This is a genomic window from Hymenobacter terrigena (assembly GCF_054776515.1).
In genome coordinates this window covers 131,219-146,020 of the sequence record NZ_BAAHBU010000001.1, presented here as the reverse complement: position 1 = coordinate 146,020, position 14,802 = coordinate 131,219, and the positions used below count along the sequence as shown (strand labels likewise).

At 62.3% G+C, this 14,802-nt stretch carries 8 protein-coding genes and 1 pseudogene; all 9 read left to right on the top strand.

Features of this window, described 5'->3' with window-relative positions; all coding sequences use genetic code 11:
* The first annotated feature begins 223 nt into the window (after window positions 1-223).
* The 9 genes and pseudogenes from rhaT (at window position 224) to ACYU7Q_RS00475 (ending at window position 14,766) form a co-directional block, all read left to right on the top strand.
* Window positions 224-1,312: an L-rhamnose/proton symporter RhaT gene (rhaT, locus tag ACYU7Q_RS00515; protein WP_460607473.1), complete on the top strand. Its 1,089-nt coding sequence runs from the start codon at window positions 224-226 to the stop codon at window positions 1,310-1,312.
* 243 nt (window positions 1,313-1,555) lie between these two features.
* Window positions 1,556-3,646, top strand: a pseudogene (locus ACYU7Q_RS00510) (SusC/RagA family TonB-linked outer membrane protein); the annotation flags it as partial.
* Window positions 3,647-3,683: 37 nt separating this feature from the next.
* Window positions 3,684-4,673: a hypothetical protein gene (locus ACYU7Q_RS00505; protein ID WP_460607472.1), complete on the top strand. Its 990-nt coding sequence runs from the start codon at window positions 3,684-3,686 to the stop codon at window positions 4,671-4,673.
* Window positions 4,674-4,707: 34 nt separating this feature from the next.
* Window positions 4,708-6,225 (top strand): RagB/SusD family nutrient uptake outer membrane protein, encoded by a 1,518-nt coding sequence (locus tag ACYU7Q_RS00500; protein ID WP_460607471.1) that lies wholly within the window; start codon window positions 4,708-4,710, stop codon window positions 6,223-6,225.
* Between the two features lie 96 nt (window positions 6,226-6,321).
* A complete protein-coding gene (locus ACYU7Q_RS00495; protein ID WP_460607470.1) occupies window positions 6,322-8,250 on the top strand; it encodes a rhamnogalacturonan lyase in 1,929 nt (642 codons plus the stop codon).
* Between the two features lie 143 nt (window positions 8,251-8,393).
* Window positions 8,394-9,173 carry a rhamnogalacturonan acetylesterase gene (locus ACYU7Q_RS00490; RefSeq protein ID WP_460607469.1) on the top strand — a complete coding sequence of 260 codons (780 nt, stop codon included), beginning with the start codon at window positions 8,394-8,396 and terminating at the stop codon, window positions 9,171-9,173.
* A 7-nt stretch (window positions 9,174-9,180) separates the two neighbouring features.
* Window positions 9,181-9,996, top strand: coding sequence for a rhamnogalacturonan acetylesterase (locus ACYU7Q_RS00485; RefSeq protein WP_460607468.1), 816 nt, complete (start codon window positions 9,181-9,183; stop codon window positions 9,994-9,996).
* A gap of 81 nt (window positions 9,997-10,077) precedes the next feature.
* Window positions 10,078-11,823, top strand: a complete 1,746-nt coding sequence (locus ACYU7Q_RS00480) for a hypothetical protein (protein ID WP_460607467.1) — start codon at window positions 10,078-10,080, stop codon at window positions 11,821-11,823.
* A 78-nt stretch (window positions 11,824-11,901) separates the two neighbouring features.
* Entirely contained in the window at window positions 11,902-14,766 is a 2,865-nt protein-coding gene (locus tag ACYU7Q_RS00475; RefSeq protein ID WP_460607466.1) for a glycoside hydrolase family 2 protein, read from the top strand.
* Window positions 14,767-14,802: the final 36 nt, after the last annotated feature.

Below are 14,802 nucleotides of genomic sequence, written 5' to 3'. Positions count from 1 at the left end.
TAACCAGAATTCGAAATAGGTTTGCGATGGAACAAAGGTGCCGGAAGGGCTTAGGGCCAACATCCTGCACTCTCCTGCTTATGGGTAAAAAAATTATTACCCGCCCGGCCACGCCCCGAAAGGCGCGAGCGAGGCCGTTATTTCGCGTTCAGGAGAGCACAGGAGGGTTTGTCCTCACTTACCCGGCAGCTTTGCCGGAAACCTTACCATACCGTACGTAGCAATGGCTGTAATCTGGGGAGTTATCCTTCACGCGCTGGGCGGCTTTGCCTCCGGCAGTTTTTACCTGCCTTATAAGAAGGTGAACGGCTGGGCCTGGGAAAGCTACTGGCTGGTGGGCGGCATTGTTTCGTGGCTGGTGGCACCGTGGGTGCTGGGCTACCTCACGGTGCCGCATTTGTTCGACGTGCTGCATCAGGCCGATAATTCGACCATTGCGTGGGCGTATTTCTGGGGCATTTTGTGGGGCACGGGCGGACTCACGTTCGGGCTGGCCATGCGGTACCTGGGCCTGAGCCTGGGCATGGCCGTCACGCTGGGCCTGTGCGCGGTGTTCGGCACGCTGGTTCCTCCCATTTACGAAGGCAAGATGGGCGCGCTGCTGGCTACTTCCTCGGGCCGTTACATCATCCTGGGGCTGGGCGTATGTGTGCTGGGCATCTTGATTTGCGGCCGGGCGGGCTTGCTGAAGGAGAAAACCCTGACTCAAGAGCAAAAACAGGAATCCATCGCCGAATTCGACCTGAAAAAAGGGCTGATGGTAGCCGTATTCTCGGGCATCATGAGCGCCTGCTTCTCCTTTGGCCTCACGGCCGGACAGCCCATTGCCAAGCTGGCCGAGGCCAACGGCACCAATCCCCTGTTCGTCAACAACGCCATTCTGGTCATCATCCTGCTGGGCGGCCTCACCACCAACGCCATCTGGTGCCTCTACCTCAACGTTAAAAACAAGACCTACACCGACTACCTGAACCCCTCCTACCCGGCCCTGCGCAACATCATTTTCTGCGCGCTGGCCGGCACCACCTGGTACTTTCAGTTCTTCTTTTATGGCATGGGCGACAGCCAGATGGGCGCCTACCGCTTCTCGGGCTGGACGCTGCACATGGCCTTCATCATTGCCTTCAGCAGCATGTGGGGCCTCGTGCTGCACGAGTGGCGCGGGGCCAACCGCAACACCATGCGGACGGTGACGCTGGGCATTATTGCCGTGGTGCTGTCCACGGTGGTGGTGGGCTACGGCAATTATCTGGGTTCGCCGGAACACGCTCAAGCGGCGCAGGATACGGCCGCCGTCAGCGCTACCGAATAGCTGGCAAGCAACTCTGTACCGGACTGCAAAGCCCGGCTTCGTCAACTGACGGGGCCGGGCTTTTTGCCGCCCTCGTGCTTACGCTATGGTGGAGGTTAGCTAAAAAATAGCATCGATTTATGAAAATTCAGGAGACCACAGGTGAGTCTGCGCAATCGATAATTCTAATTTCAACCCTTGCAAGGTAAGCACTTACTCACGACCAGCTTTCCAAACCTTTCTAACCCACCAACCAGCTTCGCTATGAATAAATTGTACCACTTGGCTCGCCTGCTGCTCCTACTGGTGGCGGGCCTGTATGCACAGAGTGCCTGGGCTCAGACCCGCACCGTGAGCGGCAAGGTATCCACGGCCGACAGCAAGGAAACCCTGCCCGGCGTGACGGTGCTCCTGAAAGGCACCACCGTGGGCACCGGCACCGGCGCCGATGGCAGCTACTCGCTGCAGGTGCCGGCCAGCGGCGGCACCCTGGTGTTTTCCTTCGTGGGCTACGCCACCAAGGAGGTAGCCATTGGCAGCCAGTCGACCATCAACGTGGGCCTCGGCACCGATACCAAGGGCCTCGATGAGGTAGTGGTAGTGGGCTACGGCACCCAAAAGGCCAGCAACGTGACCGGCGCCATTGCCGGCGTCACGGCCCGCGAGATTGAGGAGCGGCCCGTCAACCGCATCGAAAACGCGCTGGCCGGCCAGATGCCGGGCGTTTCGGTACAAACCGTATCGGGCGAGCCGGGTGCGGACCTACAAATCCGGGTGCGCGGCACGGGCTCTATCAATGCCTCGACCGAGCCCTTGTATGTAGTAGACGGCGTGCCGGTGGACAACCTGCGCGGCCTCAACCCGGCCGATGTGGCCAGCCTGGACGTGCTGAAAGATGCCTCAGCCGCCGCCATCTATGGCTCGCGCGGCTCCAACGGGGTGGTGCTCATCACCACCAAGCGGGGCAAGATTGGTAAGGCCCAACTGCAGTTTTCGGGCTATACGGGCCTGCAGGAGCAGGAGCGCCGCATCAACGTGCAAAGCCCCGAGGAGTGGATTCAGATGCGCAAAGACGGTATTGACGAGGATTGGGTGAAGCAAAACGCCATCAACCGCGCCGACGACCCCATGAGTGTGCGTAAGGCCCGCCTGGGCGGCAGCGCCATCAGCTCCACCAACTACTACCGCTACCTCTACGACCCCAAGTGGGCGTACGGCACCGATAGCCTGGCCTACACCGACTGGCAGAAAGCGTTTTTCCGCAAGGCCCTGATGCAGCAGTACACGCTGGGCGTGTCGGGCGGCAGCGAGGATTTCAACTACAGCATCAACGGCTCGTACCTCAACCAGCAGGGCCTGGTGATAAACACGGGCCTGCAGCGCGGCACGCTGCGCGCCAACTTCGACGCCAAGGTGCGCAAGGGCATCCGCCTGAGCCTCACGCTGGCCCCGTCGCTGGAAGACTCGAACCTGGGCCGCGTGGACGGCAAGGACCAGCAGGCCCTCAACGCCATTCAGATGCCGCCCGTGGGGCCGCTGGCCGCCGGCGACCTTGTGGGCGCCAATCCCTACGCGGCCTACCCGTGGTCGGGCCGCTACATCAGCCCGGTGGCGGTGATGCAGCGCACCCAGAACAATACCACCCGCTTCCGCCTGAACACCAACCTGGGTCTGAACGTGGACATTGTGAAGGGCTTGCAACTGCAAACCCTGGCCGGAGTCGACAACCTCTACCTCTTCAACAATTCCTATACGCCCACCAACGCCTCGCGCGACTGGGCCACGGCCGCCAACGACGGCGCCCTGAGCACGGCCTCGCGCAACCAGCAGTACAGCACCCATTACCTGGGCCAGGCCCTGCTGAATTACACCCGGCAGTTTGGCAGCCACTCGCTGAACGTCATCGGCGGCACTTCGATAGAAACCACGCGCCTGGACAACAGCACCCAGGCCGCCAGCAAACTACCCAACGACTGGTCGGGCCTGTTCAACAGCGCCAACTCGGTGACCACCACGTTTACCTCGGTACCCTACAAAACGTCGCTGGTGTCGTTTTTTGGCCGGGCGCAGTACAGCTACAAAGACAAGTACCTGCTGTCGGGCAGCTTGCGCGAGGATGGCTCTTCGAAGTTTGGGGCCAACTCGCACTGGGGCCTGTTTCCGGCCGCTTCGGTGGGCTGGCGCGTGTCGGAAGAGCCGTTCTTGAAGGGCGTGACGGCCATCAGCGACCTGAAGCTGCGCGCCAGCTTCGGCGTGACGGGCAACAACCGCATCCCCGACAACGTGCAGTACGCCCTGCTCAATCCCTCGAACTATTCCTTCAACGGCGCGGCCGTGACCGGCTACTCGCCCGCCAACTTCGCCAACGTAAGACCTGCGCTGGGAACAAACCGTGAGCTACGACGCCGGCCTGGATTTTGGCCTGTTCGGCAACCGCCTGCTGGTGTCGGGCGACGTGTACACCCGCACCACCAACGACCTGCTGCTGAACGCCGTGCAGTCGGCCGTAACGGGCTTCAACAACAGCTACCAGAACGTGGGCAGCGTGCGCAACCGCGGCGTGGAGCTGGGCCTGAACTCGCGCAACATCGTGCATCCAAACCTTACCTGGAGCACGGCCTTCAACGTGAGCTACAACCAGAACGTGGTGCTGAAGCTGGGCGACGCCGACACCCCCATCCAGACGGGTTTCACCAACCTGACGTCCATCATCCAGGTGGGGCAGCCCATCAACTCGTTTCTGCTGTATGACGCCATTGGCGTGTATAAAACCGCCGACGCTGTGGCCGCCAGCCCGCACATGGCCAAGTCGCAGGCAGGCGACTCGCAGTACCGCGACGTGAACGGCGACGGCGTCATCGACAACAACGACCGCACCATCATGGGCAGCCCGCAGCCCAGCTTCGTGTACGGCATCACCAACACGGTCACGTTCAAGAAATTCGACCTAAGCTTGCTGCTGAATGCGCAGACCGGGGGCTACATCTACTCGCTGGTGGGCCGCTCCATCGACCGGCCCGGCATGGGCTACCTCTACAACCACCTCGACAACTGGAACAACCGCTGGCGCTCGGAAACCAACCCCGGCGACGGCATGACGCCGAGCATCAACGCCACCACCGGCGCCTACTACGACACGCGCTGGCTCTACAAGTCGGACTACCTGCGCATCAAGAACATCACGCTGGGCTACAACCTGCCCAATGTGCGCTTCTACAGCCGCGCCCGCGTGTACCTGGCCGTCGAAAATGCCTACCTCTTCACCTACTACAAGGGCGGCTTCACGCCGGAAGCCTCCAACGGTACCGGCCTGGGCAGCTACGACTACGGCGGATACCCGCCCGCCCGCGTCTACACGTTCGGCTTCAACATCACGCTGTAAGTCATTGCCTTCCCACCCGTCAATCCGCTTTTTTATGAATTTCTTCAACCCTTCCCGCTGCCTGGCCCTGCTGGGCCTGAGCGGGGCCCTGCTGCTCTCGGCCTGCGACAAGCAGCTCAACATTGCCCCCGAAGCCCACAACAGCGTAACCGACTTTTATAAGACGGAATCCGACTTCAACCAGGGCGTGGTGGGCGCCTACAACAGCCTGCTGGTTATCCCCGGCGACTCGTACTGGAACATGGCCGAGATGCGCAGCGACAACATCGTGGTGACCGTGGGCCTGAACGTGCAGCGCGACTACGCCGACATCAACGGCTTCGCGGCTACTTCGCAAACCGGCATCCTCGAAACCGTGTGGACGGACTATTACCAGACCATCTACCGGGCCAACGTGATACTTGGCCGCCTGCCGGCCATGTCGTTTGCCCGCGTGCCGCAGTTCACGGCCGAGGCCCGGTTCCTGCGCGCCATGGCCTATTTTGACTTGGTGCGTTACTGGGGCGCGGTGCCTCTCATCACCAAGGAAGTCACCATTTCGGAGGCCAAAAACCTGCCCCGCTCGCCCAGCACCGAAGTCTACAAGCAGATTATCGATGACCTGACCTTTGCCGCCGCCAACCTGCCCAACGCCTACGCCGCCGCCGACAAGGGCCGCGCCACCAAGTGGGCCGCCAAAGCCCTACTCGGCAAGGTGTACCTCACGATGTACGGCTACCCGCTGCGCCAGGCCGACAAGCTGCCGCTGGCCAAGCAGCAGTTCGCCGACCTCATTGCCCAGGAAGGCCAGCCCAACGGCGTGTCCGCCATTTCGCCCACCTACAAGGCCCAGTTCCAGACCATCAACGACAACAAGTACTGGCTGTTTGAGGTGCAGTACATTTCGGGCACGGGCGGCCTGGGCGGCACCGCGCCGTCGGACATGGGCTTTCAGTACCCCTCGCAGTGGGTGACGTATCAGCCCTTCGGCCCCGATGCCAGCGTGAACCCCAACCTGCTGGGCCCCGGCTGGCCCAAGGCAGATACCCGCAAAGCCGCCACCCTGGACTCGGGCTACGTCGACACCAAAACCAACTTCGCCTCGCCCCGCATTCAGTTCACCAAGTTCCTGGAGAAAGGCACCACTGCCCCCACCGGCAACCGCGACTACCCCAACAACTACCCCGTCCTCCGCTACGAAGATGTGCTACTGATGCAGGCCGAAGTGCTGAACGAGGAAGTGGCGGCCGGGGCCCAAGCGCCGACGCTGGCCCTGACGTACCTCAACAAAATCCGCACCCGCGCCGGGGTAGCCGCGCGGCCCGCCATGACTAAAGAGGCCTTCACGCTGGCTCTGGAGCAGGAGCGCCGCTGGGAATTTGCCGCCGAAGGCCAGCGCTGGCACGACCTGGTGCGCACCGGCCGCGCTCTGGCCGTGATGAACCAGTTCATCATCGACAACAAAGTGAAGCACCCCACCCCGCTCGACAACCACGACCTGCTGTTCCCGGTGCCCTTGCAGGAAATGCAAATCAACCCGGGCTTCTGGCAGCAGAACCCCGGCTATAACTAGGCCCTTGATTGGCATTAGCCCCTAAAGCCCGTCATGCTTCGACTACGTTCAGCATGACGGGCTTTTTTACAAAGTGCAGCCCTCACCTTTTTCGCAATGAAAACACGCATTCTGTTTTTAATTCCCGCAACCGTATTGCTAGGTGCTGGTTCATCAGCTGCGCCGCCCACAAGCCCGCAGGCGCAGCCCGAACGACTGGGACGGGGCGTGGTGGCCGTGGCGCAGCCCGATGGCAAGGTGCTGGTGAGTTGGCGGCTGCTGGTGAGTGATGCGTCCGGCGTGGGCTTCGATGTATTCCGGCAAACCGGCGCAACGGCGGTCAAGTTGAACAAACAGCCGCTCACGGCCGGCACCAACTGGCTGGATGAAACCGCTAAGAAGGGCCAGGCAACCACCTATTCCGTGCGAGTTGCCGGAGCTGCGAAAGCGGATGCCTCGGCCACCGCCAAAACCTGGGCCGACGGCTACCTGCGCCTGCCGCTGCAACCGCCACCCGGCGGCACGGTGAGCAGCGGCTCCGAAACCAGCCCGTACACCTACACCGCCAACGACGCCAGCGCGGCCGACCTCGACGGCGACGGCCAGTACGAAATCGTACTGAAGTGGGAGCCCACCAACGCCCGCGACAACGGCTCCAGCGGCATCACTGGCCCGGTCATCCTCGATGCCTATAAGCTGGATGGCACCCGTCTGTGGCGCATCAATCTGGGCCGCAACATCCGAGCCGGGGCGCACTACACGCAGTTCATGGTCTATGATTTGGATGGTGACGGCAAGGCCGAAGTGGCCTGCAAAACCGCCGATGGCACCGTGGACGGCGCGGGCAAAACCCTCGGCGAGGCCAGCAAGGACTACCGCTCCCTTACCGTGCCCACCGACGGCACCAGCGTGCCCGCGGCCCGCGACAGCAAGTACGGCCGCATCCTGGCCGGGCCGGAGTATTTCACGGTGTTCGATGGCCAAACCGGCGCGGCGCTGGCCTCCACGCCCTACCTGCCGGCGCGGGGCGAGCTGGGCGGCTGGGGTGGCATCGGGGGCAATGGCGGCAACGACCAGTACGGCAACCGCGTCGACCGTTTCCTGGCCGCCGTGGCTTACCTCGACGGCCAGCACCCCAGCGTGGTGATGTGCCGCGGCTACTACGGCCGCACCGTGCTCGCGGCCTGGGACTGGCGCGGCGGCAAGCTCACCTCGCGCTGGGTATTCGACTCGAAAGACGCCCAAAACCCCTTCTCCGGCATGGGCAACCACGGCCTGAGCGTGAACGATGTGGACGGCGACGGCCGCGACGAAATCGTATACGGCTCGATGGTGGTCGACGATAACGGCACGGGCCTCTTCAGCACCGGCCTGCGCCACGGCGATGCCCTCCACGTATCGGATTTCGACCCCAGCCTGCCCGGCCTTGAAGCCTGGGGCGTGCACGAGAACGAGGAGAAAGTGGCGGGCCACGAAAACGGCCCCGGCGCGGCCCTCTACGCCGCCGGTACCGGCAAGATTCTCTTCTCGAAGCTGCCCGGCGAGGACGTGGGCCGGGGCATGGCCGCCGACATCGACCCGCGCTACCCCGGCACCGAGTTGTGGGTGAGCAACCCCGAGCTGGGCCTGCTCAATTGCCAGGGCGAACGAATCGGCCCTTCGCCGCGCTCCGTCAACTTCGGCCTCTGGTGGGACGGCGACCTGCTGCGCGAGTTGCTCAACGACACCCGCGTGGAGAAATGGGATTACAAAGCCGGCCAGCTCAACCAGCTGCTCGAAGGCAAGGATTTTGGCGCGGCTTCCTGCAACGGCACCAAAGCCACTCCCTGCCTCAGCGCCGACCTGCTGGGCGACTGGCGCGAGGAAGTAGTGTGGCGCACCGCCGATAACTCGGCCCTGCTCATTTTCAGCACCCCCATTCCCACCACCCATCGCCTCGTCACGCTGATGCAGGACCGCGCCTACCGCCTCGGCGTGGCCCGCGAAAACGTGGGCTACAACCAGCCCCCGCACCCCGGTTTCTTTCTGGGCGAGGGAATGAAATAGGCCGGACGCGCGGCAAATAGTACTCCGGCGGCTCACGCGCTGGTGCCCCCGGTGTGCAGGTAGGTGCAGGATACCGCCGCCCGCATTTTATCCAACATTTGGCTATCGAATACCGCGCTGCTCCTTCTCCCCCAACCCCACCCGTGAAAAAGCCCCTGCTCCCCCGGCATCTGCTGGCCGCTGCCGCCCTGCTGTTGCTGGTTTGCGCCTTCGGCCGGCCTACGCCGCCGCCCACCCTCTACCTCATCGGCGACTCCACGGTGAACAACCCGAACCCGCCCCAGGCGGGCTGGGGCAACGTCATCGCCGCCTACTTCGACACCACCCGCCTCAAGGTGCGCAACAACGCCAAAGCCGGCCGCAGCACCCGCACCTTCATCACCGAAGGCCGCTGGGACAAAACCGTCGCCGCCATCAAGCCCGGCGATTTTCTGCTGATGCAGTTCGGCCACAACGAGGGCAGCCCGCCCGATACCACCAAGGCCGGCCGGCGCGGCGTGCTGCGTGGCACCGGCGAGGAAACCAAGAGCCTCGTGTGGCCCGACGGCCATCCCGAAACGGTGAACACCTACGGTTGGTACCTGCGCAAATTCATCCGCGAAGCCCGCGCCAAAGGGGCCACGCCGGTGGTCTGCTCCATGATTCCGCGCAACGAGTGGAAGGACGGCAAGGTCATCCGGGCCAGCAGTGATTTCGGCAAGTGGGCGCAGGAAGTGGCGCAGCAGGAAGGCGTGGCCTTCATTGATTTGAACGACATCACGGCCCTGAAATACGAGAAACTAGGCCCGGTGGAAGTGAAGAAGTTCTTCCCCGGCGACCATACCCACACCAACGAAGCCGGGGCGATTTTGAATGCTGAATCCGTGGTCGACGGCATCAAAGCCAATAAGAATCTGGCGCTGAACAAGTACCTGAAGAAGTAACCGGCTTATGAAATCCACCAAACCCAACCTGACTCTGCGCGCCAGCCTGGGCTATGGCCTGCTGCTGGTGGCGCTGCTGCTGGCCAGCTTCACGCACCCGCTTGCTAAGCGCAAGCCCACGCTCTTTCTCATTGGCGACTCCACCGTGAAAAACGGCAAGGGCAAGGGCGACGGCGGCCTCTGGGGCTGGGGCAACTTCCTGCCCGCGCACTTCGACACCACCCGCATCCGCATCGAGAACGACGCGCTGGGCGGCACCAGCAGCCGCACCTTCCAAACCAAGGGCCTGTGGGAAGCCGTGCGGGCCAAGCTCCAGCCCGGCGATTTCGTCATCATGCAGTTCGGCCACAACGACGACGGCCCGCTGGCCGACACCGCCCGCGCCCGCGGCACCATCAAAAGCAACGGCGACGAAAGCCAGGACGTCTACAACCCCATCACCAAGCAGCAGGAAGTGGTGCACAGCTACGGCTGGTATTTGCGCAAAGTCATCAGCGAAACCAAGGCCAAAGGGGCCACGCCGGTGGTCTGCTCCCTCATCCCGCGCAACGTGTGGAAGGACGGCAAAGTGAACCGTGCCACCGGTACCTATACCCAATGGGCCGCCGAAGCCGCCAAACAAGGCGGGGCCTATTTTATCGATTTGAACCGGCTGGTGGCCGATAAATACGACCGCGAAGGCGAGGCCAGAGTGGGCACCGTGTATTTCACGTCGAAAGACCACACCCACACCATTGAAGCCGGCGCCATCCTGAACGCGGCCACCGTGGCAGAAGGCATTCGGGCTACCAAGGGGCTGGCCCTGAGCAAGTATTTAAAGTAACGCGGACTTTTAGTCCGCGAGTTGCCCATTTAGAACGCGTTTACGCGCGGACCAAAAGTCCGCGTTACTGCCCTTTCCCGCATGAAAAAACTTGCCGTTGTAGTTATGGCTTGGGGTTGCTTCAGCAGCTTGAGTAGCGCGGCCCAGCCACTCGCCGCCCGGCCCGCGCCGCTACCGGGCACCGTCATCATCCCCGCTTCCGACTTCATCCAGGAAATTCCCAAAGGCGACATCATCGCCGATGCCAACGCCCTGCACGCACCCTGGATTTTTAACAACACCGCGCTGGTGCTGAAGTCCAAAACCAACATGCAGGTGCGCGTGCAGGTGCCGGAAGCGGGCACCTACACGCTGTTTGTGCGCAGCCAGGGCGAAAAAAACACCAGCTTCAAAGTTGCCATCAACGACCAGGTGACGGCCGCCACCTTCGGCCGTGGGCCGCTGAGCTGGCAGGCCGGCGGCACGTTTGAGCTGCCCGCCGGCCTGGCTTACGTGAAGCTCACGCGCATCGAAATGGGCGCAGCCGTGGACGTGCTGGTGCTGAGCAAAAACGCCAACCTGAAAGAGGAAGACGTGCGGCCCTACCAGCTGCCGGAGGAGGTGGCGCTGTTGAAGCAATACACCATTCCACTATCCAACGCCGTGAAATTCGGCGATGTGAACAACGACGGCAAAACCGATTTCATGGTGCTGGAGCCGGACTTTTCGGCCCACGTTTTCGATAATTCCGGCAAGGAATTATGGGCCTACCAAGCGCCTGCCGAGTACGTGAAGGAACGGTCGGAATTTGAAGCGCCCGGCGTGCTCTGGGATTTCGACCACGACGGCCGCGCCGAAGTCGTGCACTGGCGCTTCATCGAGGGCAAGGAGTGGCTGGTGGTGGCCGACGGTCGCACCGGCCGCATTCTGCGCAAAACGCCCTGGCCCACGCAGCCGCTGCCGCACGCCTACAACAACTTCCGGCTGGCCATCGCGCACCTGCACGCCGGCCCGGCCAACGACCTGGTGGCCTACACCGACATGGGCGGCACCGAAAACGTGACCGCCTACAGCGCTGACTTGAAACAGCTCTGGCAGCACACCGAACACCGCAAAAAGGACAACCTCGGCCACTACATCTACCCCACCGACCTCAACAACGACGGCCTCGACGAAGTCCTCGTCGGCTCCCTCCTGCTCGACACCAAGGGCCAGGAAATCTGGAACCGCTTCGACCTGCTGCCCGACAACCACGACCACGCCGACAGCTACAAATTCATCGATATGAACGGCGACGGCAAGCTCGACATCGCCACCGCCAATAGCGAAACCGGCGTGTTCATCTACGAGGCCATGACCGGCAAAATCATCTGGCAAAACACCGCCGAGCACAGCCAGCAGCTCGCCGTGGGCAATTTTCTGAAAAATGTACCCGGCCCGCAGGTCGTCATCGGCGGGCGCACCTATGGCACCCGGGGCACCGACGAGCCCGGCCTCTCCAGCCAGCTCTACTGGTTTGATAACACCGGCAACCTGGTGAAAAAATGGCCCGGCAACCCCCTCAATGGCAACCCCGATTTTGTGCGCGGCAACTGGCGCGGCGACGGCTCCACCTGGTTGTTCTGGCACAAATTCCACCTGAATGATGCCGGCACCGGCGAGTTGTACTTCCCGGACATGGTCTTCCACATGTTCGATTTTACGGGCCAGGGCGCGGAGGAAGTCATCACGCTAAGCCAGGGCCGGCTGAGTGTCTTCGGCAGCCGCCGCGCCGTGCACAGCGGCAAAGACTCGAAGAAGGATTTGGAATACCTGCGGAATTCCGTCGTCAACCACACGCACTACTGAGGTTGAGTGCGGCGATGGCACGGCCCACCGGCCCACACCATTGGCCTATCATTTTGAACGGGCTTCTAACACCCACTTATGAACCTGAAATACTTCTGCTTCCTGCTCCTGCTGCTGGCCCAAACCACCCACGCCCAAACGCCAACGCAGCGCCAAATCCAGTACCTCTCCGGCCGCGACAACCACCCCGCCGTGCAGTGGGATTTCTACTGCACCGGCGGGCGCAAAAGTGGTTTCTGGACCACCATCGCCGTGCCCTCGTGCTGGGAGCAGCAGGGTTTCGGCCTCTACAACTACGGCCGCGACTACAAAACCTACGGGAAAAACTTCCGCTTCGCGGATGAGCAGGGCCTTTACAAACACAGCTTCACGGTGCCCGCCGGCTGGCGAGGGCGGCGCGTCGAAATCGTGTTCGAAGGCTCGATGACAGATACCGAAGTGAAGGTAAACGGGCAGGTAGCCGGCGCAATTCATCAGGGCGCATTCTACCGTTTCAAGTACGACATCACCGACAAGCTAAAGTTTGGCGAGGCGAATTTATTGGAAGTGAAAGTGAGCAAGATGTCGGCCGAGCCCAGCGTGAACAACGCCGAGCGGCTGGCCGACTATTGGGTTTTTGGCGGGATTTTCCGGCCGGTTTACCTGCAATCCTACCCGCAGCAATACGCCGACAACATTGCCATCGACGCCCGCGCCAACGGCGCCTTCAGCCTCCGCGCCAACGTGCGCAACGTGAAGCAGGCGGCCCAGCTGCAAGCCGAAATCCTCGACCAGGCCGGCAAAACCGTGGGCACCGCCAGCACCACCGTTGCCGCTGGCGATACCGTGGCCCGCCTCAGCACCACCATCAAAAACCCGCGCCAGTGGACGGCCGAAACGCCCACCCTCTACCGCGCCCGCCTCACGCTGCGCACCGGCTCCGAAACCCAGTACCAAGCCACCGAAACCTTCGGTTTTCGCACCATTGAAGTGCGGCGCGGCCAGGGCATTTACGTGAACGGCACGCAGGTGAAAATGAAGGGCACCAACCGCCACAGCTGGTGGCCCGAAACCGGCCGCACGCTCAACGATTCCATCCAGCTGATGGACGTGAAGCTGCTGAAGGAGATGAACATGAACGCCGTGCGCATGTCGCACTACCCGCCCGATGCCGAGTTTTTGCACCTCTGCGACTCGCTGGGTCTGTACGTGCTCGATGAGCTGGCCGGCTGGCAGAAATTTTACAGCACCCGGGCCGGCACGCCCCTGGTGCGCGCCATGGTGGAAAAGGACCAGAACCACCCCAGCATCATCTTTTGGGACAACGGCAACGAGGGCGGCACCAACAAGGAGCTCGACGCCATTTTCGCCCAATACGACCTCACCAAACGCCCGGTAATTCACCCGCACCACAAGCCCGGCAACGCCTACAGCGGCATCGACTGCAACCACTACGAGGACTACTACAGCACGCAGAAAATCCTCGCCGATTCGCTCATCTACATGCCCACCGAATTCCTGCACAGCCAGGACGACGGCGGCGGCGGAGCCGGCCTGGCCGACATGTGGGAACTGCACTGGAAATCCCAACGCTCGGGCGGCGGCTTCCTCTGGGCCCTGCTCGACGAGGGCATCGTGCGCACCGACCAGCGCAGCATCATCGACGTGAACGGCGTGAACGCGCCCGATGGCCTGCTGGGCCCGCACCGCGAAAAGGAAGGCAGCTTCTTCGCCATTCGGGAGATTTTCTCGCCCGTGCACATCCCAATGAAAGAGCTGCCGGCCAAATTCGACGGCAAGGTCGAAGTTGAAAACCGCTACCATTTCACCAACCTCAGCCAGTGCTTTTTTCAGTGGGAATTGGTGAATTTCCGCAAGCCGAGCGACCCTTTTGCCGGCAGCATCACGCAGAAGAAAAGCCGCATCAAAAGCCCCAGCCTGGCCCCGCTGGCCGCCGGCAAGCTGAACCTGGAACTGCCCAAAGACTGGAAAAGCTACGACGCCATTGTCCTCTCGGCCTTCGACCCGGCCAAAAACCTGGTCTACAAATGGACCTGGAAAACCGGCGGCAATGCCCGGCTGCTCGACGGCGTGCTGGCCCTGCAAACCACCGAAAAAGCCGCCGTTGAAGTCACTGAAATCGACTCCACGCTCACGCTGAAAGCCAGCAACATCAGCGTCACCTTCAACAAAGCCAACGGCCACCTCAGCGGCATCAAAGGCAACAACGGCGACAAGCTCAGCTTCACCAACGGCCCCGTGCTGGTGGCCGGCACTGCCACCTTCACCGGCCTGAAACACCGCACCGAGCCCGACGGCGAAGTAGTGGAAGCCACCTACTCCGGCGACCTGCGCACCGTGCGCTGGAAGATGCACGCCACCGGCTGGCTGCAAATGGATTACGAGTACGCCCTCACCGGCGACCACGCCTTCACCGGCCTCAGCTTCAGCTACCCCGAAAACTTCGTGATTGGGGCCAAGTGGCTGGGCCAAGGGCCCTACCGCGCCTGGAAAAACCGCCTCGCCGGCACGACGCTAAACGTGTGGGAAAACGCCAACAACAACACCCAAACGGCGGCCGCGCCCTGGATTTACCCCGAGTTCAAAGGCTATTTCGCCGACATCGCCTGGATGGAATTCAATACTGTGGAGGGCAAATTCCTCGTCGCCAGCCCCGACAAAAACCTCTTCGTCCGGCGCTTCAATTTCTACGGCCTCAGCGGCGTCAAGCCCCAGCCCGGCCTGCCCATCGGCGACATTTCCTTTCTCGACGGCATCCCGCCCATCGGCACCAAGCTCGGCCTCAACATCGACCAGCACCCCGAGAAGCTTGGCCCCAACAGCGAGCCGAACCACCTGACTGGTGCCCCCATCAAGCGCACGCTCTACTTCTACTTTGGCCTGCCGCCCACGGATAGCAAGCCCCAGCCCTACATCGCGCCGGTGAAGGACGATTTGTTCTAGCAAACCCGTCGTGCCGAACGCAAGGGAGCCCCTTAT